At 58.7% G+C, this 25,234-nt stretch carries 22 protein-coding genes; 14 read left to right on the forward strand and 8 right to left on the reverse strand.

Features of this window, described 5'->3' with window-relative positions; translation table 11 throughout:
- Positions 1 to 3: 3 nt before the first annotated feature.
- Entirely contained in the window at positions 4 to 441 is a 438-nt protein-coding gene (gene pedF / locus ACVBEG_RS12445) for a cytochrome c-550 PedF (protein WP_322178976.1), read from the reverse strand.
- Between the two features lie 314 nt (positions 442 to 755).
- Between pedF and ACVBEG_RS12450 the strand changes: the two genes are divergently transcribed.
- From ACVBEG_RS12450 to ACVBEG_RS12475, 6 genes are all read left to right on the forward strand, one after another.
- Positions 756 to 1,940, forward strand: coding sequence for an ABC transporter substrate-binding protein (locus tag ACVBEG_RS12450; RefSeq protein ID WP_322216621.1), 1,185 nt, complete (start codon positions 756 to 758; stop codon positions 1,938 to 1,940).
- 35 nt (positions 1,941 to 1,975) lie between these two features.
- A complete protein-coding gene (locus ACVBEG_RS12455) occupies positions 1,976 to 2,935 on the forward strand; it encodes a YVTN family beta-propeller repeat protein (protein WP_322178974.1) in 960 nt (319 codons plus the stop codon).
- Complete coding sequence (locus ACVBEG_RS12460) at positions 2,932 to 3,690, forward strand: ABC transporter ATP-binding protein (protein WP_323565711.1); 759 nt, start codon at positions 2,932 to 2,934, stop codon at positions 3,688 to 3,690. Before ACVBEG_RS12455 ends, ACVBEG_RS12460 begins: the two co-directional genes overlap by 4 nt.
- Positions 3,687 to 4,478, forward strand: a complete 792-nt coding sequence (locus ACVBEG_RS12465) for an ABC transporter permease (protein WP_447107775.1) — start codon at positions 3,687 to 3,689, stop codon at positions 4,476 to 4,478. Before ACVBEG_RS12460 ends, ACVBEG_RS12465 begins: the two co-directional genes overlap by 4 nt.
- Before the next feature lie 121 nt (positions 4,479 to 4,599).
- Positions 4,600 to 5,163: a PQQ-dependent catabolism-associated CXXCW motif protein gene (locus ACVBEG_RS12470; RefSeq protein WP_447107776.1), complete on the forward strand. Its 564-nt coding sequence runs from the start codon at positions 4,600 to 4,602 to the stop codon at positions 5,161 to 5,163.
- A 54-nt stretch (positions 5,164 to 5,217) separates the two neighbouring features.
- Positions 5,218 to 5,883 carry a response regulator transcription factor gene (locus ACVBEG_RS12475; RefSeq protein WP_322178971.1) on the forward strand — a complete coding sequence of 222 codons (666 nt, stop codon included), beginning with the start codon at positions 5,218 to 5,220 and terminating at the stop codon, positions 5,881 to 5,883.
- On the opposite strand, the gene nahK is transcribed toward ACVBEG_RS12475, so the two are convergent.
- The 3 genes from nahK to ACVBEG_RS12490 all read right to left on the reverse strand — a co-directional run bounded on the left by nahK (position 5,884) and on the right by ACVBEG_RS12490 (position 10,979).
- On the reverse strand, positions 5,884 to 8,526 hold the full coding sequence (gene nahK, locus ACVBEG_RS12480; RefSeq protein WP_323565710.1) for a hybrid sensor histidine kinase/response regulator NahK/ErcS': 2,643 nt from the start codon (positions 8,524 to 8,526) through the stop codon (positions 5,884 to 5,886).
- Positions 8,453 to 9,619 carry a nitric oxide-sensing protein NosP gene (gene nosP, locus ACVBEG_RS12485; RefSeq protein ID WP_322178969.1) on the reverse strand — a complete coding sequence of 389 codons (1,167 nt, stop codon included), beginning with the start codon at positions 9,617 to 9,619 and terminating at the stop codon, positions 8,453 to 8,455. The genes nahK and nosP overlap by 74 nt, the downstream gene beginning before the upstream one ends.
- A gap of 175 nt (positions 9,620 to 9,794) precedes the next feature.
- Positions 9,795 to 10,979 carry a porin gene (locus ACVBEG_RS12490; RefSeq protein ID WP_322178968.1) on the reverse strand — a complete coding sequence of 395 codons (1,185 nt, stop codon included), beginning with the start codon at positions 10,977 to 10,979 and terminating at the stop codon, positions 9,795 to 9,797.
- A 510-nt stretch (positions 10,980 to 11,489) separates the two neighbouring features.
- On the opposite strand from ACVBEG_RS12490, the gene ACVBEG_RS12495 reads away from it, so the two are divergent.
- Positions 11,490 to 12,752: an arsenic transporter gene (locus ACVBEG_RS12495; protein WP_447107777.1), complete on the forward strand. Its 1,263-nt coding sequence runs from the start codon at positions 11,490 to 11,492 to the stop codon at positions 12,750 to 12,752.
- Between the two features lie 57 nt (positions 12,753 to 12,809).
- Here ACVBEG_RS12495 and ACVBEG_RS12500 read toward each other — a convergent pair whose 3' ends face one another.
- Positions 12,810 to 13,361 (reverse strand): cytochrome b, encoded by a 552-nt coding sequence (locus tag ACVBEG_RS12500; protein ID WP_322178966.1) that lies wholly within the window; start codon positions 13,359 to 13,361, stop codon positions 12,810 to 12,812.
- A 191-nt stretch (positions 13,362 to 13,552) separates the two neighbouring features.
- On the opposite strand from ACVBEG_RS12500, the gene ACVBEG_RS12505 reads away from it, so the two are divergent.
- The 7 genes from ACVBEG_RS12505 to ACVBEG_RS12535 are packed head-to-tail and all read left to right on the forward strand — an operon-like array spanning position 13,553 to position 19,854.
- Entirely contained in the window at positions 13,553 to 14,230 is a 678-nt protein-coding gene (locus ACVBEG_RS12505; protein ID WP_322216634.1) for a thermostable hemolysin, read from the forward strand.
- Complete coding sequence (locus tag ACVBEG_RS12510) at positions 14,220 to 15,701, forward strand: AMP-binding protein (RefSeq protein ID WP_322178964.1); 1,482 nt, start codon at positions 14,220 to 14,222, stop codon at positions 15,699 to 15,701. Before ACVBEG_RS12505 ends, ACVBEG_RS12510 begins: the two co-directional genes overlap by 11 nt.
- Positions 15,698 to 16,378, forward strand: coding sequence for a TenA family transcriptional regulator (locus ACVBEG_RS12515; protein ID WP_443690248.1), 681 nt, complete (start codon positions 15,698 to 15,700; stop codon positions 16,376 to 16,378). The genes ACVBEG_RS12510 and ACVBEG_RS12515 overlap by 4 nt, the downstream gene beginning before the upstream one ends.
- Positions 16,365 to 17,165: an SDR family oxidoreductase gene (locus ACVBEG_RS12520; RefSeq protein ID WP_322178962.1), complete on the forward strand. Its 801-nt coding sequence runs from the start codon at positions 16,365 to 16,367 to the stop codon at positions 17,163 to 17,165. Before ACVBEG_RS12515 ends, ACVBEG_RS12520 begins: the two co-directional genes overlap by 14 nt.
- 5 nt (positions 17,166 to 17,170) lie before the next feature.
- Positions 17,171 to 17,815 carry a tetratricopeptide repeat protein gene (locus ACVBEG_RS12525; RefSeq protein WP_322178961.1) on the forward strand — a complete coding sequence of 215 codons (645 nt, stop codon included), beginning with the start codon at positions 17,171 to 17,173 and terminating at the stop codon, positions 17,813 to 17,815.
- Positions 17,816 to 17,827: 12 nt separating this feature from the next.
- Positions 17,828 to 18,490: a response regulator gene (locus ACVBEG_RS12530; RefSeq protein WP_322178960.1), complete on the forward strand. Its 663-nt coding sequence runs from the start codon at positions 17,828 to 17,830 to the stop codon at positions 18,488 to 18,490.
- A complete protein-coding gene (locus ACVBEG_RS12535) occupies positions 18,487 to 19,854 on the forward strand; it encodes an ATP-binding protein (RefSeq protein ID WP_322178959.1) in 1,368 nt (455 codons plus the stop codon). The genes ACVBEG_RS12530 and ACVBEG_RS12535 overlap by 4 nt, the downstream gene beginning before the upstream one ends.
- Here the strand turns inward: ACVBEG_RS12535 and ACVBEG_RS12540 are convergent.
- The 3 genes from ACVBEG_RS12540 to glgP form a co-directional block, all read right to left on the reverse strand.
- Complete coding sequence (locus ACVBEG_RS12540; RefSeq protein ID WP_322178958.1) at positions 19,847 to 20,182, reverse strand: DUF190 domain-containing protein; 336 nt, start codon at positions 20,180 to 20,182, stop codon at positions 19,847 to 19,849. The two genes, ACVBEG_RS12535 and ACVBEG_RS12540, sit on opposite strands and share 8 nt — an antisense overlap.
- Before the next feature lie 129 nt (positions 20,183 to 20,311).
- On the reverse strand, positions 20,312 to 22,606 hold the full coding sequence (locus ACVBEG_RS12545) for an Orn/Lys/Arg family decarboxylase (protein WP_416151997.1): 2,295 nt from the start codon (positions 22,604 to 22,606) through the stop codon (positions 20,312 to 20,314).
- A gap of 101 nt (positions 22,607 to 22,707) precedes the next feature.
- On the reverse strand, positions 22,708 to 25,224 hold the full coding sequence (gene glgP, locus ACVBEG_RS12550) for an alpha-glucan family phosphorylase (RefSeq protein WP_447107778.1): 2,517 nt from the start codon (positions 25,222 to 25,224) through the stop codon (positions 22,708 to 22,710).
- Positions 25,225 to 25,234: the final 10 nt, after the last annotated feature.

Genomic DNA, 25,234 nt, shown 5'->3' on the forward strand with positions numbered 1-25,234 from the left:
CCGTCACTCCTCGACGTGCACACTGTCCAGATAGGTACGGACGGCCCAGAGTGCTTCCTGGCTCAGGTAGTCGGCCATTTTCGGCATATAGACCCGACCATCGCGCACGGCGCCGTTTCTCACCCGCTCTACGAACCATTCGTCGCCAGCAGCGCCAGGCTCCAGCATGCGAAGGTCTGGGGCGATACCGCCGGAGATGACTTCCAGGCCATGGCAGGCAGCGCAGTTCTGGTTATAGGCAGACGAACCGATTTCCAGCGCCCGGTCATGATCCTTGGAAGTGCGATAGGGGTTTTCGGTGCGCCATTCAGGACCTAGCGGGGTCAAACCATCGGTAGCCACCGGTTGTGGTACGACGTCGCCATGCGCCGAAGCAAGGCCGCTGCCGACCAAGCCAGCCAGCAAACCCACTATCAGTAAGGCGTTGCGTTTTGTTGTCATTGTTATGCCCTCGAGATTGCACGCAAAAAAAGCTATGCCGCCATCTTATGAACCCAGTCAGCGCAACCGAATGCTGCTTTGGTGGCCGCCATCTCCTCCCTTGGTAGTAGGGCATGTGGCGATTGCCTTGATGAGCGGGCCAAGAGAACCATTCCCGCAACACAGAAGATTTCCTGCACCAGACGGGGTAGTGCCCGACCAAGCCAATGCGACCCCGCAAACCTACTACCTTGGTACTGGCTGACTGGTACTTTCTACATATTCCCCTCCCTCCGATCGGTTTCTATGCTGGCACTACCTGTATGGAGTGCCTTATGCGTCAGCGTGTCCGTTACGGATTGATCTATCTGCTAACCCTCGCCGCAGCGACCTTGCTGGCGCCCCAAAGCCATGCCGCCAATGAGGAGATGAAGGTTCAAATCGGCTACCTGGCTTTCATCCCAGACCTAGGCCCGGTGCTGTCGAACATTATCCCCGAACCCCGTGACGCCGGACTGCGCGGCGCTGAACTGGCGATCATCGACAGCAATAGCACCGGGCGCTTTCTCAATCACAGCTACACCCTGCAAACCGCCAACGCCGACAGCCCGCAAGCCTTGCTCGATGCCGCGCAAGCGCTTCACCAGCAAGGCCTGCGGCTGTTTGTCGTCAACGCCCCCGCCGACACCCTGCGCCAGCTCAGTGCCGCCCTGCCCGACAGCCTTCTGTTTAATGCCGGTAGCGCCGATGACAGCCTGCGCAGCACTGCGTGCCTGAACAACGTGCTGCACACCCTGCCGAGCCGGGCCATGCTGACCGACGCCTTGGCCCAGTTTCTGACCGTGAGGCGCTGGAACCGCTGGCTGTTGATCGTCGGCCAGACCCCGGACGACCAAGCCTATGCAGCCGCCCTGCGCCGCGCAGCCAAACGGTTCGGCCACACCATCGTCGCCGAGAAAGCCTGGAGCTTTGACAACGACCAGCGCCGCAGCGCACAGGCCGATATGCCGCTGTTCACCCAGACCACCGAATACGATGTGGTTCTGGTCGCCGATGAGCGTGGCGACTTTGGTGAGTACGTGCCTTATCAAACCTGGTATCCACGCCCGGTGGCTGGCACCCAAGGGCTGACGCCCGTAGGCTGGCACAAGTCTGTGGAAACCTACGGTGCAGCGCAGCTGCAAAAACGCTTCGAAGCCCTCGCCGGGCGCTGGATGAATGATCGGGATTTTGCCGCATGGATGGCCGTGCGCAGTATCGCCAGCGCAGTGAACAAACTGCACCAGACCGACCCCATGGTCATTCGCCAGGCAGAACTGAGCGACCAGTTGCCGCTGGACGGCTTCAAGGGCCGCAAACTCAGCTATCGCGCCTGGAACGGTCAGCTGCGGCAGCCAATCCCTATTGTTCAACCCCGGGCGCTGGTCAGCACTTCACCCCAGGACGGCTTTCTGCACCCCGTCACCGAACTCGACACCTTGGGCTACGACAAGCCCGAAGTAACCTGCCATTTCCAGTGACTTGCCTCTAATAATTCCAAAAAAAGGACCTCGCCATGCGTCGCACCCTGATTGCCTCCGCCCTGCTCCTTGTCATGGGACAAAGCCTGGCGGCCACAGCCTTTATCTCCAACGAAAAGGACAACACCCTGAGCCTGATCGATATGGAGACCCTGCAGGTCACCCAAACCCTGCCCGTGGGGCTGCGGCCCAGAGGGTTACTGCTTTCCCATGACAATAAGCTGCTGTATATCTGCGCCAGCGACTCGGACCGCGTGCAAGTCATGGACGTCGCCACGCACAAGATCATCAAAGAATTGCCCTCCGGCAAAGACCCTGAGCAATTCGCCCTGCACCCCAATGATCGCTGGCTGTATGTCTCCAACGAAGACGATGCTTTAGTCACGGTCATCGACACCGAAACCTCCAAGGTCCTGGCGCAAGTCGATGTCGGCGTCGAACCTGAAGGCATGGCTGTCAGCCCTGACGGCAAGTGGGCGGTCAACACCAGTGAAACCACGAACATGCTGCATTGGATCGACACCAGCACCCAAACCCTGAAGGACAGCACCCTGGTGGATCAGCGACCACGGTTCGTCGAATTCAACAAGGACGGCTCCCGCCTGTGGGCCTCGGCGGAGGTCGGCGGCACGGTCAGTGTGGTTGATGTGTCCACCCGCAAGATCCTCAAGACGCTGACCTTCCAGATCAAGGGCGTGCATCCGGATAAGGTTCAACCTGTGGGCATCAAGCTCAGTGCCGATGGCCGCTATGCCTTCGTCGCACTGGGCCCGGCCAATCACATAGCCGTGGTCGACGCCAAGACGCTTGAGATTCTCGATTACTTGCTGGTGGGCCGCAGGGTCTGGCAGCTGGCCTTTACGCCAGACCAGAGTCAGTTACTCGCCACCAATGGCGTGAGCGGCGATGTATCCGTCATTGATGTGAACAGCCTCAAGGTGACCAAGTCGATCAAAGTCGGCCGTTATCCGTGGGGCGTAGTTGTCGCCCCATGAATGCCCTTGAAGTGGATGATGTCAGCTTCGCCTATGGCGCCAGAGAAGCACTGCGGCATGTGGCGTTCAGTGTCGCGCCCGGACATTTCGCGGCGCTGCTTGGCCCCAACGGGGCTGGCAAGTCGACCTTGATCGCGTTACTGACCCGGCTCTACGACCTGCAACGCGGCGAAATCCGTGTGGGCGGCTGCTCGCTTCGTCAGGCCCCGCGCCCGGCCTTGCGCCAGTTGGGTGTGGTGTTTCAGCAAAGCACCCTGGATCTGGACTTGAGTGTCGAACAGAACCTGCGGTACCACGCCGCACTACACGGGATGTCCCGGCGTCAGGCGAACGGTCGGATCGAAGAGGAATTGGCCCGCCAACAGCTGACTGAACGGCGTGGTGAGCGGGTCCGTGAACTCAATGGCGGTCACCGCCGCAGGATAGAAATCGCTCGCGCGCTGTTGCATGAACCGCGCCTGCTATTACTCGATGAAGCCAGCGTCGGCCTCGATCCGGCCAGTCGCCTGGCGCTCAATCGCCATGTGCGTAGCCTGTGTCGCGAACACGGAATCAGCGTGCTCTGGACCACTCATTTACTCGATGAGGTCCAGGAAGAGGATGACTTGTTGATTTTGCACCAAGGGCGTCTGGTAGCGTCGGGACAGGCTGCGGCGGTAAGCGCGGAGCATGGCGGCGACCTTGGCGACGCGTTTCACCGGCTGACTACGGCACCTTCGTTACACGCCGCGCCCGCGACAGGAGCAAATCGATGAGCGTTTACTGGCACTGTTTCAGCGGCATCGTTCTGCGCGAATGGCTGCGGTTCATTCTGCAACGCACGCGCTTTCTCAGTGCGCTGGTACGCCCCCTGCTCTGGTTGCTGGTATTCGCTGCGGGCTTTCGCGCCGCGCTGGGCATCGCGATCATCGAGCCCTATGACACCTACATCCCGTATGAGGTGTACATCGTTCCGGGGCTGTCCTGCATGATCCTGCTGTTCAATGGTATGCAAGGTTCGCTGTCGATGGTCTATGACAGGGAAATGGGGAGCATGCGCGTATTGTTGACCAGCCCTCTGCCGCGCGCCTTTCTGCTGGCCAGCAAGCTGCTCGCCACATCGTTGATTTCCTTGCTCCAGGTCTATGCCTTTCTCGCCATCGCCTGGGTCTATGGCGTGCCCCCCCCCGCCTGGGGCTTGCTGGCGGCCTTGCCGGCGATGTTGCTGGTAGCGCTGATGCTAAGCGCGCTGGGACTGCTGCTGTCCAACGCGATCCGCCAATTGGAGAACTTCGCCGGGGTCATGAATTTCGTGATATTCCCGCTGTTTTTCCTGTCCTCGGCCCTTTACCCACTGTGGAAAATGCGCGAAGCCAGCGAGTGGCTGTATTGGCTGTGTGCGCTCAACCCGTTCACCCATGCGGTAGAGCTGGTGCGCTTTGCCTTGTATGAGCGCTTCAACCCGCTAGCGTTTGGGGTATGCGTGGGTCTGTGCCTGCTGTTTTCGCTGCTGGCAGTGCTGACCTTCAATCCTCAGCACGCGGCGTTGCGTCGGGCAACCTGAGCCGACAGCGTTCAAATACAGGTAAACCAGTACTTTAGTACTGGTTTACCTGTCTATCGTCGCATTCACAAAGCACCGTCGGTGACATGTAATGCCACGATAACAAGAAAGGAAACACCCTATGCCGTGCGTTCTACGCCCTGTACTCCACCCTTCCCTGGCGGCGCTTATTTTGACGTTAAGCCTGGGTCTAAGTGTCGCCCAGGCACAGACCCCGTTGTTTTCAGCCGACGGGTATCGCCTCACGTTGTATCGCAGCCCTACTCCCGATCACGTAGAGGGTGCTCATATCATCGACACTGAACACTTGCAGACACTACTGCAGCAAGCTTCCAGACCGGTGCTGATCGACGTCTATCGCAGACAATGGCTGGAAGGTCGGTTTATCGACGACGAACCCCACGCCAACCTCCCCGGCAGCCATTGGCTGGCCAACAGCGGCGACGGCGAACTCACCCCGCGATGGCAGGACTATTTTTCGCGAAACTTGCAAAAAGCAACGGCTGGACGCAAGGATCAGCCTTTGGTGTTCTATTGCCGCGCCGATTGCTGGCTGAGCTGGAACGCGGTAAAACGAGCTTCTGCATTGGGCTACAGCGATCTCTATTGGTACCGCGATGGTCTCGATGCCTGGCAGGCGGCCAATTTACCCGTACAGCCGGCCCAACCCGAACCCTTTCCCTGAGCAACAGGCCCGCCCCCGCGCCACACCATAATCAAAATAACGAGGTGAAAGGCTATGTATAAAATTCTGATTGCAGACGATCACCCTCTGTTTCGCGAAGCCATCGCCAATGTCATCAGCGACGGGTTTCCGGGCAGCGAAGTGATGGAAACGGCCGATCTGGACAGCGCGCTGGCACTGACCCAGACCCATGACGACCTCGACCTGATTCTGCTCGATTTGAATATGCCTGGCATGCACGGTCTCAATGGCCTGATCAATCTACGCAACGAGGCGCCCACAATTCCGGTGGTGATCGTGTCCGCCGAACAAGACAAACAAATTGTGCTGCAAGCCATTACCTACGGTGCGGTGGGCTTTATCACCAAGTCTTCGCCACGGGCGCAAATGACCGAAGCGATAGAGCAGATTCTTAACGGCAATGTCTACCTGCCCTCGGACATCATTCGAGCACAGAGGCCCGGCACCCGGCGCAGCATGAACAACACACCCAGCTTCCCACCTGAGTTGCTACAAGCCCTGACCCGCAAGCAATTGCTGGTACTGGAACGCATGACCAAAGGCGAATCGAACAAACAGATCGCCTATACCCTGGAAATTGCCGAAACCACGGTCAAGGCCCATGTCTCGGCGATCCTGCGCAAACTCAACGTGCATAACCGCGTCCAGGCGATTCTCAGCGCCGGGGATATCGATTTCGCGGCCTATCTACGACGCTGATCAAACTGTCGATCGGCCCAGTAGATGGCTGATCGCGGTTTTGAGCTTCATCGGCCGCACCGGTTTGTGCATCAGGGTGTGGCCCAGCTCACGCATTTGCAGCTTAAGTTCATTACTGTAGTTGGCAGTGATCATCAGCGCTGGCAAGGGTGAGCCGCGTCGAGCGTTGATCGTTGCCACCGCATCGACGCCATTCTTGTCATCGTCCAGGTGGTAATCGGCAATCAGCAAGTCCGCGTCGGCATGGTAATTCTCTACCTGCCGAGCCAGGTCCTGCTCAGAGAGTGCGGTCACCACCTGGCAGCCCCAGCTTTCGAGCAACGTGCGCATGCCGGCGCAAATTGCCGCATCGTTGTCCAATACCCAGATACGCGCACCTCGCAGGCGCTCCATCATCGGTTCGGTAATGCACGCCTGCTCGAGCGCCTTGGGTGCACTTAGGGTCACTGGCACCTCGATGGAGAACATCGAGCCCTTGCCAGGCCAGGAACGCACGCTGACCTTGTGCCCCAGTATGCCCGCGATTTTTTCGACAATCGCCAACCCGAGCCCGAGCCCGCGATCCTGATTCGGCCGTTGCACATCGCCGCGTTTGAACTCCTGGAAAATCTCCTCCAGCTTGTTCTCGGCAATACCGATGCCCGTGTCCCATACCTCGATAGACAGGCGCTGGCGATGCCGACGGCACCCCAGCACCACGCGGCCGGTGGTGGTGTATCGGATGGCGTTGCTCAGCAGGTTGCGCAGAATCCGCGCCAGCAATTGAATATCGCTGCGTACAAGCACCGAGCAGGGCACGAACTCTAAAACCAGGCCCTCGCTGCTGGCAATTTGCGCGTACTCGACGGCCAGGTTGTCCAGCAGTTCGCTCAGAGCAAACGGTGCGATATCGGCCTTGATTACACCGGCATCGAGCTTTGAGATGTCTACCAGTGTGCAGAGCAAATTTTCCACGTCTTCCAGCGAATTGCTGACATTACGCACCAGAATCGCATTGGCCACCGGCTCGCGTCGCTCCAGCAAGGCACTGGTAAACAGGCGTGCGGCGTTGAGTGGCTGAAGCAGATCATGGCTGACGGCGGCCAGAAACTTGGTTTTCGACAGGTTGGCCTGTTCGGCTTCGAGCTTGGCTTCACGCAGGCGTAACTCTACGCGACTGCGTTCGTCGATCTCGCGCAGGAGCTGACTGTTGAGGGTGGTCAGCTCGGCCGTGCGTTCGCGAACGCGTAGTTCAAGGTTCTGGTAGGCCTGGTGCAGGGCTTCGGCGGTACGGCGGCGCTCGGTGATATCCCGGATCAACACAAAAATACCGACCACTTCGCCACTGGCCAAACGGTTGGGCACGTAGGAGCGCAGCATGTATCGCTCCTGATTGTTGATGTTGATCTCTGGGCATTCAAAGGTCACGCTCTCCCCCGCAAGGGCGCGTTCAACATAGGTTTCCAGGCGCTGATAATGCTCTTCGCTGTGAACCTCGCGCAGGCTCTGTCCGAGCATCACGCCGCGCGGCCAGCAGTACCACTCCTCATATACCTTGTTGGTGAACTCATAGACCAGGTCGGCGTTCAGGTAAGCAATGAGCGCGGGAACGTGGTCAGTGATCAGGCGAATCCAGCGCTCGCTTTCGCTGAGGGCTTCAGCATGCTGATAGCGTTCGGTGATGTCGGTGAAGGTGTTGACGAAACCGCCAGTCGGCAATGGATGCGTGCGGATTTCAAGGACCCGCCCGTCGAACAACCGCTGTTCCCGCTCATGGATCACTCGACCGTTGGCGTCACGGCTGGCCGGTGTCAGCAGATCCAGCTCGCTGTCAGCGATCACCTCGGCAAAAGGCCGATGCGCGGCGACCGGAGCCAGCCCGCTCAATTCCAGAAAGCGACGATTCCACAGTTCCAGAACCCCATCGGCGTTGACCATCGCCACCCCCTGAGACAGGTTATCGACAGCCCTCTGCAGCAGGTGCGACTTCTGCGCGACGGCCTGTTCGCGGCGCACGGTTTCGTTGACTTTGACTTCGGTGATGTCGGTAAACAGGATCACCCGGCCGCCCTCTCGGGTAGGTCGCTCACTGACCTGCAACCAGCGGCCGTCGTTCAGACGATACAACAGATGCTCGTCAGCGCTGTGCCGAGGTTCTTCGATAAACAGCCCGGTACTGGCCATCAGACGCTTGACCTCGGCCAAACGCATACCACCGATGATCCGCACCCGACTGTTGACCCAGAACGCTTTGAATCGGCTGTTGAACAGGACGATGCGCTGGTCCTCATCAAACAGCACGAACGCATCGGAAATACTTTCGATCGCATCCACCAAGTGCTGGTGGGCCGTTTCAGCACGCAGGCGGGCCTCGCTCAGCAGGTAATTACTGGCCTTGAGTTCGGCCATCGCGTGGTTCAATGCATCGGTGCGTTCCCTGACCTGTTCGGCCAGGACCACCGAATGCTGAAAGGCCGCATAGGAATCATTGCCACGCGCGGTGCCGGACTCGACCCGTTCAATCAGGGCCGTGTTGATCCGCCGCAGCTTTTGATTATCCCGTTGCAGTTGTGCGATGTGCTCGAGCAATTCAGCGGGGGAAGGAGGCTGCACGGTTCCGTCCGATGGCAACGCCGGTGAAGGTCTGGTTGATGTGCATGCCATTGAACTGTTCTCCGTAGGTGTTGAAACCTATCACCCGATGCTCGCGCAGGAAGTCGCCAATCTGCTGGACGCTGCCATCGGCCTCCAGCTCCATGCGCCGCAGAAAACAGTCGCAGCCAATAGTCAGCAACAACGAACCCAAGCGATCCTGCAAGCCATCGAACAGGCCCTGCAGATTGGGCAACAACGGACCTGGGGTCATGGCAGTGAGCACAATGCCGTTCTCCACCGCGCAGTAAAAACTCAGGCTCAGGTCATGGTTGACCTGTTGAATCGCCCTGACGTAGTACTGATCGTTGATCCGAACGGCCAGTGGGTGCGCAGCAAATATCCGGTGATTGAGCTCGGCCACCGGTACCCCGATGATCTGCGCATACTCCTCAGCCGCAGGCTCGGCATTAAGCTCGTAAACCCGGCGCATGGTGCTGTCGGCACGGGTGACCACGAGCTTTTCCGCACGCGGCAAAATGTGGTGCGTGGTGAAAACTTCGAAGTCCAGCCAGGTATTGACCAACAGCACCACGGCGGCGCCGCTGTGGAATTCGCCGCCGAAATATACGTGAGTGTGGGTCAGGTAATTATCGTCTCCGGCAGAACCACCGAAGTGCGGGATATCGCCCAAGGCTGCACTCAGCGCGGCGAGGACCATCTCCTCGCGGCTGGACAGGCCGTCGAGCAACGTCAGGGCGAAACTGTTGCCTTTGATCGGCGCCAGGGTATTGCTGCGACAGTCGCCAACCAGTCGCTCGACCATTTGCTGAGCGTCGATCAGGCTGAAGCGTTCCATTTCATCAATCAATTCGGCGGCAATAGAGAAATGCCGATGATCAAAGCCTATCGCCGTCACACAACCACGGCCGTAGCCCTCGGGAGTGATTTCGCCGGCGCTGGTACAGCCGACCACGCGAATACCTCCAAAGCTTTGCTGCAAGGCGGCACCCAAGGCCTGTAAATCGTATTCAGCCGAGCAGAAGAACAACACGAAGCCCAAGTGCGGATGCAACAGCTGTCGCGCCAGTTCCTGCGCGACCTCTTGCGCCCCGGTTGCCATCGACATCGCGCTCACTACGCCGTCGGTTTGGGCTTGCTGCATATAGTCGCCTCCCGAAAGTGCGTTGTCTGATAGGCCAGTCTACGAATACTGGACCCGGCCCCGTATCCTACTTGGGTAGTGGGTAGCCACTCCGATAGGATGAGACCGCGACATTCAGGCACTCACTCCCACAGTAGAGTGGACGTACACTGTGGGAGTTGGCACACCGTAACCACTACCAGGTCAAGACAGCGCCCACGGCAAAGGTGTTGGTGGTTTCGTTCAGGGCGGTGGTTTCATGCCCTCTGATTTCAAACTGGTTGTACTCGACGACCAGTTGGAGGCTGCTATTGACGTCGTGAAACAGCGCGATACCACGCGTGTCGTAATTGGCGCCGGAGCCTACTACGCCGTTGCCATCGTCATTGGTCTTGCCGTATGACAGTGCCAGTCGGTTTTTGCCAAGTTTGTAGGAGCCCTGCATCAGGTAGCCAACGCTGTCTACTTCACGCAAAGTCGCCTCGCCAGCGTTATTGGTGAAGAACGGGTTGATACCCTTGGCCCGAAACCCAGAACCGGTGAGCGTCACGCCACCCATCTTCGCCTGAACCCCATAACCCAACCCTTTTGACGTCACCGAAGCAACGGTCGAATCGGTATTGTCAGAGGTTTGATAGCTACCGTTGACCCAGCTGTACACCTTTGCCCCGGCCGCATCGAACTGGTAAGTGACCTCGCTCTCGGTCCGCGGATTATTCTGGTAAGCCTTACCCAGTGCGCTGCTGTTATTGGTATCCACCGGATCCATGATGCCTACAGCTACTCGCAGCCCGTCCATGATCGGCGAACGGTAGGTGATCTGCGAAGTGGGAAACGGATAGGGGTAGCCGGTGCCGATGTTGCCGAAAGACACCCCGCCACCGTCTACCAGACCCAGGGTATCGCTGACCTGACCATAGCCGGAAAGCATTTCGTCCAGGAGGATATTGGAACGCGCAAACAGGCCAAAATCCTTACCAATCAGGACCTCCCCCCACTCTGGTTTGGCGACGGTGCCGTAGAATTGACGAACGTCGATAGCCGTAGCCGTGCCATTGGTCTGGCTGTCGTTAATGGTGACCCAAAGCGACGCCCGTGCGCCCAACTTCAGATCATCCACTTGCTTGCCCATGTTGAAACCAATGTAGTTGGGCAGGAAGCCCATCTTCACTCGGGCCTGACTGCGATCGTATTGATCGCCAGGCCGGTCAACTTTGCTGTTCACGTAGAAGGTGTTGACGTAACCGTCAGTGGAAAATGTCGTCTGGTCCTTGTCATATAACATGATCTCGGCGTTGGCCAGTTGGCTCAAACTGAGGGTGGACAGGCCGGCAATAAGCACAGGCAGGAATCGACGTTGAGAATTCTTATTGTTGTGCATGGCGCGCTCCGCAACAGGGACGAGATGTCGGAGGCGATTATCAAAAGGTCTGGCCCACAGCCATACGCTGCCTTGGCCGCAATGTGTCAGTGCTTTAGATTGGCGGGTAGAGCCCGCCCATCACGGTGTAAGACTACCGTTACAACCGGGATCTAAACTTAAGTACTGCACCTCGCGCCCCACCCGGTCGGTTCTCGGCTATAAGTGCGGCTCGATGAAACCAAACCGGGGCACGACGGGTCATTGATAGTCGTCAGTTGCGTCATTGAGTCTGAGTTTTCACAACGCCAGCCTGGCAGGGCTGGTGATACAGCAATCGGGTTACAGCGCTGCTTTCCTGATACTCACCGCTATTGCCGCAGTGGCATTTCTTTTACTATGGCTGCCATGCCCGAAACGTTGAATTGGGCTCGGAACAGCCCCTCCAGCCTGCCGATAAAGTCATCCCGATTACCTCGCGATGCTCAATTTCCGTTATCTCGCCTTTAGCCTCACGCTTGAGTAAAAACAATGCCTGCATTCGATCCAACTGCGGTCATCTGGACAGTGGCCGCCCTGGCAACCTGCGGGATCATCCTGCGCCCATGGCGAGTACCTGAGTATGTCTGGGCGGTGTGTGCCTCCGTATTACTGACGGGTCTGGGGTTCATTCCGCTCCACTCGGCCCTGGCGGCGATGGCTAAAGGCAGCGATGTTTATCTGTTTCTGATTGGCATGATGGTGCTGGCTGAACTGGCGCGTCAGGAGGGACTCTTCGACTGGCTGGCCATGTATGCAGCGCAACACGCCCGGGGGTCGGGACAACGACTGTTCGACTTGGTGTTCCTGGTCGGCACGCTGGTGACGATATTTCTATCTAACGACGCCACTGCCGTGGTGCTGACCCCTGCCGTTTACGCAGCGGCCAAAGCGGCCAAGGCAGAGCCTCTGCCTTATCTGTTCGTTTGCGCCTTCATCGCTAACGCAGCAAGCTTTGTATTGCCCATCTCCAACCCTGCCAACCTGGTGGTTTTTGGCAGCCACATGCCACCACTGATGACCTGGCTGTGGCAGTTCACCCTGCCCTCCATCGCGGCGATCGGCCTGACCTATATTGTGCTGCGCTTCACCCAGCGCAATCATCTTCGCAAGCCGTTGGAAACCGTCATCACCCTACAACCCCTGTCGAGTGGCGCACGCCTGACCGCATTCGGCATCGTGCTGACTGCGGTGCTGTTGCTGTTGGCATCGGCGCTTGACCTGCAATTGGGTCTGCCGACCTTCTGTGCCGGGCTCGCGACGGCGAGCCTCATCCACTTACGCCAGCGTCTGAACCCGCTACCGGTGCTCAAGGGCGTTTCCTGGGGCGTACTGCCGCTGGTGGCAGGCTTGTTTGTATTGGTCGAGGGGCTGGCGCAGACAGGCGTGATCAATACCCTGGCGCATGCATTGGCGTCCCTGGCCGAAAACTCCACCCTCCAGGCGACCTGGGGTGCCGGGATCATCGTGGCTATCGCCAGCAACGTGGTCAACAACCTTCCAGCAGGCCTGATCGCCGGGTCGGTGGGTCAGATCGATCATCTGCCCACGGCCATCACGAGTGCACTATTGATCGGTGTCGACCTAGGGCCAAACGTGTCGATTACCGGCTCGCTGGCTACGCTGCTGTGGCTTATTGCCGTGCGCCGCGAAGGCGAACACGTCAGTGCTATCGACTTCCTGCGTCTGGGCATTCTGGTGATGCCGCCCGCGTTGATCGGCGCATTGGCGGCGTTGTCACTCAGTGGCGTCTGAGGCCCGGCAAGGCCTCAGCCGACAGGACGATTCCGTCACCTATCCAGGACACGGCAACTACTCAGATCGCTGCCCGGGCAAAATCCGCTTCAGGGTGTTGTCGCCCACCCAGTAATGGTGAAAAAGCCCTGCCGCTGCATGCAACCCGATCAGCCAGTAACCGGCACTGCCGAGCAACTCATGCCAGTCCTTGAACTGACGCGCCAATGCTGGATCGACGCTGACCGGAGCAGGCAGCACGAAATCGAAATAAGGGATCGGTTTATCCCCGGCACCTAACATCAACCAGGCGAATATCGGCGTAGCGATCATCAACCCGTAAAGCGCCAGATGCGTCAGGTGCGACAGGCCGATCTGCCAGCCTGGTGGACGCGGCAAAATGGGCGGACTGGGTTTCAAACGGGCCAGCAACCGGACCCACACCAGCGCGAAGATCGCCAGCCCGAACAGTGAATGCAGCCCAAGAAACATCCCCTTCAGCGCATGCCCTCGCGGCAAGAGCCCCTTGATTTCAATACAACTGTAGACACCGACGAATAGCGCCAGCATCAGCCAGTGCAGAGTGATCGATAGTTTTCCATAACGTTGCGGCACTGCGCTGTTGTTCATGAGCGGACCTCTCAAGTGTCGTGATGTGCTGCCCGAGTCATTTGGGCTATCAGCACCTTGGCTGACGAGTCTTAAGCCAGTCTGAAGACTGACCCAATACGACCTTAGACGTACTTGGACGAACCTTCAGACTTCGCTAAGAATTGGCGCTGATACTCTGAACCTGACTACCCACGGGAGGAGTCCTCTCAATGCCCGGTTTCGACTGGAACATCCGGTTACCCCTGCATTTCGGCAACACCGACGCACCTGACATGAGCTTGGTCAGGGCCCTGCCAGGTGAACCAAAACGCTCAGAGTTCGAAGCTTATATTCAACAACGCTTCCACCTGGCTCACGGGGCCGAGATACGCCAATTCATGCCTGAACTGTTCGGGTTGAGTCATTCCGCAGGAGGTCTGAGCGCCGTTGCCGGAGTGCGGCTGGGAGCTTCAGGGCCGCTGTTTCTCGAGCATTATCTGGATGAACCCATCGAACCATTGATCTGTGCGGCCGCTGGCCGCCCGGTTGACCGAATCGGTATTGTCGAGGTCGGCAATCTCGCCGCAAGCGATACCGGCAGTGCACGCCTGAGCATCATCACCCTCACCTGGCTACTGGCGATGGGCGGGCTGGAGTGGGTGGCGTTTACCGGTAACGCTGGGCTGGTCAACAGCTTCCATCGCTTGGGATTGCGCCCCGTGACCCTCTGTGCCGCCGACCCGCAGCGACTGGGTGAAGACCAACATGCCTGGGGCAGTTATTACCAAAGTCAGCCGTCCGTGCATGTCGGCAATATCCGTGCTGGCTTCATTCATTTACGCAACGTGGGGCTATTCAATCGCCTCGGTTTGCCATCGACGTCCGAGATGATCAACCATGTCGCCTGAACTGGAAGGGTTCAAACAGATTCTTCGTCAACATGCCGAAGAAAAACCTGACGTCCTGGCATTATGGGGAGATGCGCAGCGGCTGGATTACGCCACCCTGTACGCAGAAGTCGTCTATCGGCAACAGCGCTTGCGCGAAGAACGCATCAGTGTGGTCGCCTTGGCCCTGGAGAACGGTCCGAACGCACTGCTTTGGGACCTTGCGGCACTGTTCGAAGGTCTTACCTGCCTGACGTTACCGCCTTTTTTCAGCCCCGCGCAACGTAACCATTGCCTGGAGCAAAGCCAGGCCGAGCTGGTCATCGCCGACACCGATCAGGCCCCTGAACTGACAACGGCTGGCTATACACAGGTCGGAGAGTTCTGGCGCCGGTCATTTTCCGGCACAACGCGCATGCCTCAAGGCACAGCCAAGCTGACGTTCACCTCAGGCACCACTGGAACCCCCAAAGGCGTATGCCTGAGTGCCGACAGCCTGCTAAGGGTGGCCAGGGAACTGGACCTGGCCACACGTGCTACCGAGTCTCACCATCATCTCGCCCTGCTTCCTCTGGCCATTCTCCTGGAAAACCTGGGGTGCTATGCCGCGCTTTATGCGGGTGCGACGCTAAGCCTGCCGAGTCAGAAAAAACTCGGGATCCAGGGCGCCAGTGGCGTGGATATCCCCCGGCTGCTCGGCACACTTGCCGAACGACGTCCCGAAAGTCTGATCCTAGTGCCGCAACTGCTTCTGCTGTTAGTCAACGCGGCCGAGCTCGGCGCATTCAACGCCTCGACACTGCGCTTCGCCGCCGTGGGCGGGGCCAGGGTGTCGGTTGAGTTGTTGCTACGCGCACAACGGATCGGCCTGCCGGTCTTTGAGGGCTATGGCTTGTCAGAATGCGCGTCGGTGGTGTGCCTGAACCATCCCGGCGCCAACCGCCTGGGCAGTGTCGGCAAGCCCTTGCCCCATGTGAAGGTCCGCTTGGCTGAGGACGGTGAAGTGTTGATTGGCGGCGCTCCAATGCTCGGTTATCTGGGCGAATCGCCCGAGGCCACGGGTTGGTGGCACAGCGGTGACCTGGGCGAATTTGACGCAGAGGGTTATCTCTACCTCAACGGCCGCAAGAAACATCAATTCGTGACCAGTTTTGGGCGCAACGTCAATCCCGAATGGGTCGAGGCCGAGCTGACACAACGCAGCCATATCGCCCAGGCTTTTGTGTATGGCGAAGCAATGCCGCGTAACCACGCGCTGCTGTGGCCCCACAAGCCGGACTGCACCGACGAGGAAATCACCGCCGCAGTCGCCCTCGCAAACGAAAACTTGCCCGACTACGCCCAAGTTCATCAATGGACACGTCTGGAGCAACCTTTTACTCCGACCAATGGCCTGCTCACCGCCAATGGTCGACCACGGCGCGAAGCCATCCTCGAACGCTACCGGCATCAACTCATCTCATCGGTTTACCCTGAGGTATCAGCATCATGAGTTTCTTCGACACACTGCAAGAAGCCACCCAGCACGAACGCCAGGAATTATTTAACTTACCGATCATTCGCCAAGCCCTTGCCGGTCGGGTCAGCCTGGAAAGCTATCGCGCTTTTCTGACCCAGGCCTATTACCACGTTCGACACACGGTCCCATTGATGATGGCGTGCGGCGCCCGTCTGCCCATCGGCCTGGAATGGCTGCGAGGGGCCGTCTGTGAGTACATCGACGAAGAGTACGGCCATGAACAGTGGATCCTGAATGACATTTCGGCCTGCGGTGGCGACGTCGATACTGTTCGTGAAGGACGCCCAGAACTGCCGATCGAGTTGATGGTCGGTTTCCTCTATGACTTGATCGCGCGGGACAATCCCGTCGGCCTGTTCGGGATGGTCAACGTACTCGAGGGCACCAGCATTGCGCTGGCCACACATGCCGCCGACAGTATTCGCGAGCACCTTGAACTCCCCACCACTGCCTTCAGCTATTTGAGCTCTCACGGGGAGTTGGACGTGGCGCACATGCAGACCTATCGCCGGTTGATGGATCGCCTGGAAGACCCGACCGACCAAGCCGCCGTCATCCACGCCTCGAAAGTCGTCTACAAACTGTACGCCGACATGTTCCGTGCCCTCCCGGGCGCTACGGCCGAGGAGACCTTGCATGCAGCTCTCTGAAGCAAGAGTCGTCCTGACCGGTGCTAGCGGCGGGATCGGCCTGGCCATTGCCGATGCCCTGTGCGCGAAGGGCGCCCTGGTGTTGGCGGTGGCCCGACATAAAGCGCCACTTGAGCGGCTACTCGCGCTTTATCCGCACAATCTGCGCTGGATATCAGCTGACCTGACGACCGCCACTGACCGCAGAAAGGTCTTCACCACGGCCGAGGAAATGGGTGGTGTGAACCTGCTGATCAATGCCGCCGGGGTCAACCACTTCGCCATGCTCGAACAGCTGGACGATGCAGAAATCAACGCCATGCTGACGTTGAACATCAGCGTCCCTATCTGCCTGACGCGCACGTTTCTGCCTCTATTGAAAGACGCTGAAAATGCCATGGTCGTTAATGTGGGGTCCACCTACGGCTCCATTGGTTTTCCGGGTTACGCCAGCTATTGTGCGAGCAAATTCGCGCTACGCGGTTTCTCCGAAGCCCTGCGTCGCGAGCTGGCCGATACCCGGGTTGGCGTGCTGTACGTGGCGCCCCGTGCGACGCGCACCTCTATGAACAGCCCCGCCGCACAGGCCTTGACCGACGCACTGAAATCAAACGTCGACGACCCACACATCGTCGCTCAGGCGGTTATCCATGCGATTGCGGGTGATCGTCGCGAGCTCTACCTGGGCTGGCCTGAACGCTTCTTCGTCCGTTTGAACAGCCTGCTGCCTAACCTTGTGGACCGCAGCCTGCGTAAACAACTGCCCTTGATCCGGCGACTCAGTGTCCGGCAAGAAAAAGAGAAATAAAAACCATGAAAAAGCTCTGCATCTACCTGCTTCTCGGCGTTTTGAGCAGCCCTGCCTGGGCCTTGGAAAGCGCGGATCAGGAACGCCTGATTGCCATTCAGCAAAGCTGGGCCCATATCCAATACGAATTGCCAGCTGAGCAACGTGTGGCTGCGTTTGAAAAGCTTGCAGCACAAGCGTCAGCGTTCACTCAGTCCCGGGGAACCGTTGCCGAGGCCTGGGTCTGGTCCGGTATCGTTACCAGCAGTTGGGCCGGAGCTCAAGGCGGACTGGGGGCATTGAGCAAGGTCAAGTCGGCGCGTATCGATCTCGAAAAAGCGATAGCGCTGGACCCGAATGCGCTGCAAGGCTCCGCTTATACCAGCCTCGCCGCACTCTATGATCGGGTTCCCGGCTGGCCCATCGGCTTCGGCGACGCGAAAAAAGCCGAACAGCTCTTGAAACAAGGCTTGCAACTCAACCCGACTGGCATAGACAGCCTGTACTTTTGGGGGGACCACCTTTATCGTCAAGGTCGTTATGTCGAAGCCAAGGCAGCCTTGCTCAAAGCCTTGCAAGCGCCACCGCGTCCTGGCCGGGAAACCGCCGATACAGGTCGCCGCCAGGAGATCCAGGCGTTGCTTGGCGAGGTAAACAAGAAAATTAACTGACAGGAGTCAGCTGTGCGTCTACTGCTTATCGAAGATGACATCGCTCTGGGCGAAGGTGTTCATCAGGCCTTGAGCCGAGAGGGTTACACCGTTGACTGGCTTAAAGACGGTAGCAGCGCTCTGCATTCGCTGCTCACCGAAACCTTTGATCTGGCCGTGCTCGACCTGGGGCTGCCACGCATGGACGGTCTCGAAGTGCTGCGCCAGTTACGCCAGAGCGGCTCCACGCTGCCCGTGCTGATCCTCACCGCGCGCGATGCCACCGAAGACCGGATTGCCGGTCTGGATGCAGGCGCCGATGACTATCTGGTCAAACCTTTCGACCTTGCCGAATTGAAAGCCCGCCTGCGCGCGCTGCTGCGTCGAAGTGCGGGACGCGCCCGGGTGCTGATCGAGCATGCCGATATCAGCCTGGACCCGAGTACCCAACAGGTGACTTACCATGGCGCACCGATTGCGCTGACACCCAAGGAGTACCAGTTGCTCTATGAACTGCTTTCTCCCCCAGGACGGGTGATGACCCGCGAGCGATTGATCCAGCTGCTTTATGGCTGGAACGAAGAAGCGGAAAGCAACACCCTCGAGGTGCACATCCACAATCTGCGGAAAAAATTCAGTTCTGAGTTAATCCGGACCATTCGCGGTGTCGGTTACCTGGTTGAAGAGCGCCGATGACGTCAATCAGAAAGCGCACCATGACCCTGATTCTCGGCCTGTTGCTTGTGGGCCTGCTGATCATGAGTTTCTTCAACCTGCATGACAGTAATCATGAAATTGCCGAAGTCTATGACGCGCAACTGGCCCAAAACGCTCGCCTGCTGCAAGGCGTCATGCGCATGCCAATGGCCAGCAAGGACCATTCAGCACTGTACCAGGCCTTCAATCAGGCCCTCAGCCAAGCCTCGCCCAAGCTCGATGGCCATCCCTATGAGAGCAAAATTGCTTTTCAGGTATGGAATCATCAAGGCGAACTGCTGGTACACACTGCCAGCGCCCCCACCTTTACCCTGCCCCCCTCCCAGACAGGTTTCAGCGATGTCGTTGACCTGAAAAATCATCAGTGGCGGACATTCATTCTCGACGACGTGCAGTACGGCCTGCATATCTGGGTCGGCGAGCGTAACGATGTGCGAACGGATCTGGTTGACCGTATCGTTCAGCATACCCTTTGGCCAAATCTGTTGGGCAGCCTGATCCTGGTCACAGTGATGTGGCTGGCGATTGGTTGGGGGCTCAAGCCTCTGGCCGACTTGGCCGCGACCCTGCGCGCTCGACACTCCGGCTCCCTGGAGCCCCTGCAAATCGAGCCGCTGCCCAGCGAACTCGAACCCATGCAGGCCGCGCTGAATCGAATGCTTTCGCAAATCCAGGAGGTGCTGGGGCGAGAGCGACGCTTCATTGCCGATGCGGCCCATGAAATGCGGACACCGTTGGCGGTACTTCGGGTGCATGCGCAGAATTTACTGGAAGCGGGCACCGAGGCAGAAAAACGAGAGTCACTCGAATACCTGATCGTCGGTGTAGACCGCACCAGCCGTTTGGTTAACCAGTTGCTGACCATGGCCAGGCTCGAACCCCAGTCGATAGCACCGCCCCTGCAAACCGTTGACCTGACGGCGACTGTTCGAGAGGGTCTCGTTCAGCTTACGCCCTGGTTGCTGAGCAAGGGCCTTGAGCTGACTTTCGACGTCAGTGATGTCCCTTACATCACCCATACCGACCCAGTAGCGATTAACATCGCGCTTAATAACCTGGTGACCAACGCCGCGAACTTTTCTCCAGAACATGGCCTGATCACTGTCCGCCTGACAAAAATCAATGGACACTTCCAGCTGGCTGTCGAAGATCAGGGGCCGGGTATCAACGAGGCAGAGCGTGAGCGGCTCTTTGAGCGTTTTTACAGTCGAGGTAACGACCAGGGCGCAGGGCTTGGACTGACGATTGTACAAACGATTGCGGTTCGCCTGAAAGGTCGGATACATCTGGATAACCTTCCAGACGGCGGTCTCTGCGCAACACTGGAACTCCCGGTCAACTAAGGGGCTTGTCGGCTTTTTTGCCGACAGTCCCCAGCTCGATCGGCGCTTTTATGTAGAACAAGGAGATGTCTTCGGCCTCCAGGCGCTCGAACAGGCGCGCGCACTCGTCTTCGCTAATCGCCATACGAATTTCGGTAGGTTGATCGGCAAGTTCAAAGACGTGCGTGGAATGCAGCTGGCCTGTATGGCCAAATCCCTCTATGCCCGTCGATAGCGTGGCGCCGCGTAGCCCCAGTTCTTTGGCCAGGTCGACGACCCAGTCACCGAGCATTTTTCCGCGATAGCGACGATTCTGCTGAGTGAAGAAAATCACCAGAAAACCTTTCATGATCCAACTCCTTTAGCGTGCGCTAATCAGCTGAAACGAAGCCGGCACCGAGCAACGCGCCGATAGCGATGAGCAGCCATGATTTCAGCATAGCCGCCGTCCTCCCCGTCGCCCGGACCGTCCTGGGGTTTATTTAATGCATCGGACTAAATAACGCCCATCCTCCACCTCGACGCCATGGGTGTCATGGGTGAAGCCCGGGAAGCGCCGGTCGTACTCTTGCAGCGCCTTGAGGTAGCCGAGAATTGGACCATCCGCCGCCCCTGCGCTCTCGCCGGGCATCAGTAGCGGGATGCCTGGCGGATATGGCACCACCCCGGTCGCCACGGTGCGGCCCGCCATTTGTTCGAGGGTAAGGACTTCGATATTGCCGCGCACCAGTTGCTCGTATGCCGCGACCGGACTGAGTTGGGGCACCGGCAAGGTAGAGAACGCCCGAGACATGGATTCAGTGGTGCGCAGTTCGGACATGGCCTGGAACATGGTGTCGCACAGTGTGCGCAACCCCATGCCACGGTAGCGTTGCGGGTGCGCGGCGATCAGGGGCGGCAACACGCTGTCCAGTGGCGCGTTGGCGTCGTAGTCACGTTTGAAGTCCAGCAAGGTGCTGACCAATGTACCCCACTTGCCTTTGGTCACACCGATAGAGAACAGGAACAGAATCGTAAAGTCGGTGGTTTTCTCCACCACGATGCCCTGCCGGTCCAGGTAGGCACTGAGCACCACCGCAGGAATGCCCTGCTGGCTCATGCCGCCACCGGGCAAAATCCCGGGCGTGGTGATCGACACCTTGATCGGGTCAAGCATGCAGTAGCCGTCTTCGATGTCACCGAAGCCATGCCAGGCAGCATTGGGTTTTAGCCCCCAACACTCAGGCTCACTCGCCAGCAGAGCCTCATCGGCAGTATGGAACGGCACCACTTCGCCACTCTCGGGATCGATGACAGTGTCAGGCTGCCAGACATTGAAAAACCATTCGCCCCGGGCCTGGAACTCTTCGTTGAGTCGCGGCACCATGCGTCGAAAAGCAATCGCCTCGCGAATTGCATCGCCCGTCAGGGCTTTGCCACCAGGGCCGTCCATCATTGCCGCACTGACATCGTTGGAGGCGATGATTGCGTAGTTCGGCGAAGTCGAAGCATGCATCATGAACGCTTCATTGAACCGCGCATGTTCGATAGGCCGGCGACCATCGCGCACATGGATCATCGAAGCCTGGGACAGCGCCGCCAGCAACTTGTGTGTGGATTGGGTCGCAAACACAGTCGGCCTGTCCGCGCTGTAGTCTGCTGGCTCGCCATGCATGGCGAAACGCTCTCGGTAGATCGGGTTGAAGCGCGCATAACCGAACCAGGCTTCGTCGAAATGCAGGCGGTCGACGCTTTGACCGAGCAGCTTCTCGACCTGGGTGACGTTGTAACAAAGTCCGTCGTAGGTGGAGTTGGTGACGATCGCGTGCATCGGCGTCGGGTCGAACCCGTCACGCACCAATGGATTGCTCGCCACGGCGTCGCGCACGGCCTCGGGGCTCAGGCGCTGGGGAGGTATCGGCCCGATCAGACCGTAGTGATTTCGCGAGGGAATCAGGTAGGTCGGAATCGCCCCGGACATGGTCATCGCGTGCTCGACCGACTTATGGCAGTTGCGATCACACAATGCCACTTGGTCACGTGTGACGCTGGCCATCAGGATCACCCGATTGGAGGTCGATGAACCATTGGTGACGTGATACGTGCGATGAGCCCCGAAGACCTTCGCTGCGTACACTTCGCTGGCACCGATGGGCCCAGAATGATCGAGTAACGAACCCAGCTCGCCCACTGAAATCGACAAGTCCGAGCGGAACAGGTTTTCACCGAAAAAATCGAAAAAAGCCCGTCCTACCGTCGACCTCAGAAACGCTGTACCGCCGGTATGTCCGGGCGTGTGCCAAGAGTATTCGTACACTTGCGAGAAGCGTACCAGCGCACCAAACATCGGTGGCAGCACGGCCTCACGGTAACGCTGAATGGCAGCGACGATGCGCCCGCTGATAAACGCGGTGGTGTCTTCCAGCAACCAGATGAAGTCGTCTGATTTCTGCATGGCGTCAAGCGGGATGGTTGCTGCACTGTTGCGATCAGCCAGCAGAAAAATCGGCAGCGTCTCGCTGCGCTCACGCACAGCATCCAATACGCTGTTGGCTATTGCATGACTGTCGTCGAGGGCCAACTCCCAATCGAGTAACACGCATTGCACCATAGGGTCTGAGTGAATCAGAACAGTGGCATCCAGCGCCGACTGTGCCAGCAGGACCTCAACCTGGCGTTTTTCCAGCTCTTGCGCCAGTTGCCTGACGGCGCGGCCCGCCGCCGTATTGGCAGCAAGATCTTCATGGATAAGCAGTGCTTTCATGCCAAGACGATTTTGCTGATCAAAGGACATAGTGTCTTCCAGACAGATAGAAAGGGTAACTCGAGGCCCGCAACCGCAGGCCTCGGCATGAGATGTTCAGCGTCTATAGCCTAGCGCTGTGAAAAGGCACGTTAACGCTGCCAGGCAATGAGACCGACCTCCAGCGGGACCTCCAGCCCAGTGGCGCCATTGACGATCACGCGCGCGGTATAAGCCTGGGCAGGACGATCATCAGGTACCTCGGCGCGATAGATCAAAACACCTCCGGACAGTGCCATCGGGTCGATCACCATGTCCTGAATATCAGCGGGCGCGCCCTCCAGACCTTCGGCATACAGCTGCACGCGTAGTTGGCCCGGGGACAGTCCATCAAGGTCCATGTGTAACGTTGCAGCGTAGTGGCCCATCTGCTGGTGCATGTCCAGATGCAGAAAGCGGATATGAGCCCAACGAACATTCAGATCCTCGCGTTCACGAGTGAGTTGCACGGCCAGTCGGCTTTCATCAGCCGCGCGCGCCCGGTAGCCCGTGGCGGCGGGCAGATAATAATGTTGGGTGTAGTCGCGCACGGCCCGGTCGGCGGAAAACTGTGTCACCAGCGCTCCCATGCTGCAGCGCATGCGCCGGATCCATTGCCTGGGAATGCCCTCTGCATCGCGCTCATAAAAAGCAGGCACCACCTCATCCTCAAGCAACGAATAAAGCTGGGTAGCGTCGACACTGTCGTAATCGTCAGCATGCTCGGCACCATCGCCAATCCCCCAGCCCACCTCCTCTGAGCATGCTTCGGCCCACCAGCCATCGAGCTGGGACAGGTTCAGCCCGCCGTTGGCCAGGACTTTCATCCCACTGGTGCCGCTGGCTTCCCACGGACGGCGTGGGGTATTGACCCAAACATCGACCCCTTGCACCAAATGGCGTGCTACACGCATATCGTAGTCTTCGAGGAACGCCACACGCCCGTTGACCTCCGGACGGCGAATAAACGCATGCCAGTCACGAATCATCTGCTGCCCGACGATGTCGGCCGGATGCGCCTTGCCGGCGATCAGTAACTGCACCGGCCGGGTTGGATGATTGAGAATACGCAGCAGCCTGTCGGGGTCCTGTAACAACAGGTTAGGCCGTTTATACGAGGCAAAGCGCCTGGCAAAGCCCAGCGTCAAAACCTGCGGGTTGAACAGGGCACCCGCCGACTCAATGGCCTCCAGCGAGGCTCCGTGAATGGCCTCGCTGCGCGCCAGACTCGTGCGGACGAACTCGAACAACAGCGTCCTGGCCTGCTGGCGCAAACGCCAGATCTGCCCGTCGTCGACCTGCTCCAGTAACTCGCTGACCCGCGACTCACTGGTGCCGCGCCAAGGCAGATCGCCCCCGTGCAAGGCTTGCCAATGCGACTCGGCCTCGAGTGATACCCATGTCGGCAGATGAACGCCATTGGTCACGTACCCGACCGGCACGGCATCGCGGGGCCAGCGTGGAAACAGACTCTGGAAAATGTGGCGGCAGGTTGCCCCATGCAGACGGCTCACTGCATTGACCGCACCTGCACAACGCATCGCCAGGAACGCCATATTGAAGGGTTCTTGCGCATCATCAGCGTTCTGCCGTCCCAGCGCCAGAATGGCCGACAAAGGCTGACCCAGCTCAGTTTCGACATAGCGCCCCATGTATTTGCTGATCAGCTCCGAGGGGAAACGGTCGAAACCGGCCTCGACCGGTGTATGGGTGGTGAACACATTACCGGCACGGGTGGCGGTCATCGCGACATCGAACCCGACCTTGTTCGCCTGCATGTAGCTGCGGGCCCGTTCAAGCACCGCGAAAGCGGCGTGGCCGTCGTTTAGATGACAGACATCCGGCGTGTAACCTGCGGCCTCCAGTAAACGCCATCCACCAATACCCAACACCACCTCCTGGCGAAGACGCATCTCCACATCGCCGCCATACAGCTCACCGGTGATCAGCCGGAACGGGGGTGGATTGGCCGGGTCGTTACTGTCGAGCAGCAACAATTTATTACGGCCCACCGTTGCCTGCCAACCCCGCACCCAGACCGTCAGACCTGGCAGTTGCACGGACAGACGTAACAAACTGCCATCGGGGCGCAACAAGGGCTCCACCGGCAATTGGCGCGTGTCATTGACCGGGTACAACGCTTGCTGGTCACCCTGAAAACCGATTTCCTGACGAAAATACCCTTGCTGCCAAAGCATGCCAACAGCCACCACCGGAACACCCAGGTCGCTGGCGGCTTTCAACTGATCGCCCGCGACATTGCCCAACCCTCCCGAGTAAATCGGCAGTGCCTCGCTGAGCATGTACTCCATGGAGAAGTAGGCCACTTGCTGCAAATCAGCGTCAGGCTGTTCGCGCTCGAACCATGAGGGCTGAGCGAGGATATCCCGATGGATCTCGGCGATGCGGGTAACCCGCGCATGAAAATGACTGTTGCCCAGCAGGAGGTTGATCTTCTGGTCGGAAACCGCGTTGAGCACCACACAGGGATTATGGGTCAGTTCCCATAATTCATGGTCGAGACTGCGCCAGATATCATCATTCAGACACGACCAACGGATGGACTGATCAAACGCCAGTTGGCGCAGGGTTTGAAAGCTCGGATCAAGATCGTTGCAAGGAGACTGCATGGACTGGCCC

The sequence above is a fragment of the Pseudomonas sp. GG8 genome (assembly GCF_052976945.1).

Excerpts from the sequence above, each read along its gene's own strand:
- pedF (WP_322178976.1), bottom strand. The coding sequence starts at position 441 with ATGACAACAAAACGCAACGCCTTACTGATAGTGGGTTTGCTGGCTGGC.
- ACVBEG_RS12450 (WP_322216621.1), top strand. The coding sequence starts at position 756 with ATGCGTCAGCGTGTCCGTTACGGATTGATCTATCTGCTAACCCTCGCC.
- ACVBEG_RS12455 (WP_322178974.1), top strand. The coding sequence starts at position 1,976 with ATGCGTCGCACCCTGATTGCCTCCGCCCTGCTCCTTGTCATGGGACAA.
- ACVBEG_RS12460 (WP_323565711.1), top strand. The coding sequence starts at position 2,932 with ATGAATGCCCTTGAAGTGGATGATGTCAGCTTCGCCTATGGCGCCAGA.
- ACVBEG_RS12465 (WP_447107775.1), top strand. The coding sequence starts at position 3,687 with ATGAGCGTTTACTGGCACTGTTTCAGCGGCATCGTTCTGCGCGAATGG.
- ACVBEG_RS12470 (WP_447107776.1), top strand. The coding sequence starts at position 4,600 with ATGCCGTGCGTTCTACGCCCTGTACTCCACCCTTCCCTGGCGGCGCTT.
- ACVBEG_RS12475 (WP_322178971.1), top strand. The coding sequence starts at position 5,218 with ATGTATAAAATTCTGATTGCAGACGATCACCCTCTGTTTCGCGAAGCC.
- nahK (WP_323565710.1), bottom strand. The coding sequence starts at position 8,526 with ATGGCATGCACATCAACCAGACCTTCACCGGCGTTGCCATCGGACGGA.
- nosP (WP_322178969.1), bottom strand. The coding sequence starts at position 9,619 with ATGCAGCAAGCCCAAACCGACGGCGTAGTGAGCGCGATGTCGATGGCA.
- ACVBEG_RS12490 (WP_322178968.1), bottom strand. The coding sequence starts at position 10,979 with ATGCACAACAATAAGAATTCTCAACGTCGATTCCTGCCTGTGCTTATT.
- ACVBEG_RS12495 (WP_447107777.1), top strand. The coding sequence starts at position 11,490 with ATGCCTGCATTCGATCCAACTGCGGTCATCTGGACAGTGGCCGCCCTG.
- ACVBEG_RS12500 (WP_322178966.1), bottom strand. The coding sequence starts at position 13,361 with ATGAACAACAGCGCAGTGCCGCAACGTTATGGAAAACTATCGATCACT.
- ACVBEG_RS12505 (WP_322216634.1), top strand. The coding sequence starts at position 13,553 with ATGCCCGGTTTCGACTGGAACATCCGGTTACCCCTGCATTTCGGCAAC.
- ACVBEG_RS12510 (WP_322178964.1), top strand. The coding sequence starts at position 14,220 with ATGTCGCCTGAACTGGAAGGGTTCAAACAGATTCTTCGTCAACATGCC.
- ACVBEG_RS12515 (WP_443690248.1), top strand. The coding sequence starts at position 15,698 with ATGAGTTTCTTCGACACACTGCAAGAAGCCACCCAGCACGAACGCCAG.
- ACVBEG_RS12520 (WP_322178962.1), top strand. The coding sequence starts at position 16,365 with ATGCAGCTCTCTGAAGCAAGAGTCGTCCTGACCGGTGCTAGCGGCGGG.
- ACVBEG_RS12525 (WP_322178961.1), top strand. The coding sequence starts at position 17,171 with ATGAAAAAGCTCTGCATCTACCTGCTTCTCGGCGTTTTGAGCAGCCCT.
- ACVBEG_RS12535 (WP_322178959.1), top strand. The coding sequence starts at position 18,487 with ATGACGTCAATCAGAAAGCGCACCATGACCCTGATTCTCGGCCTGTTG.
- ACVBEG_RS12540 (WP_322178958.1), bottom strand. The coding sequence starts at position 20,182 with ATGAAAGGTTTTCTGGTGATTTTCTTCACTCAGCAGAATCGTCGCTAT.
- ACVBEG_RS12545 (WP_416151997.1), bottom strand. The coding sequence starts at position 22,606 with ATGTCCTTTGATCAGCAAAATCGTCTTGGCATGAAAGCACTGCTTATC.
- glgP (WP_447107778.1), bottom strand. The coding sequence starts at position 25,224 with ATGCAGTCTCCTTGCAACGATCTTGATCCGAGCTTTCAAACCCTGCGC.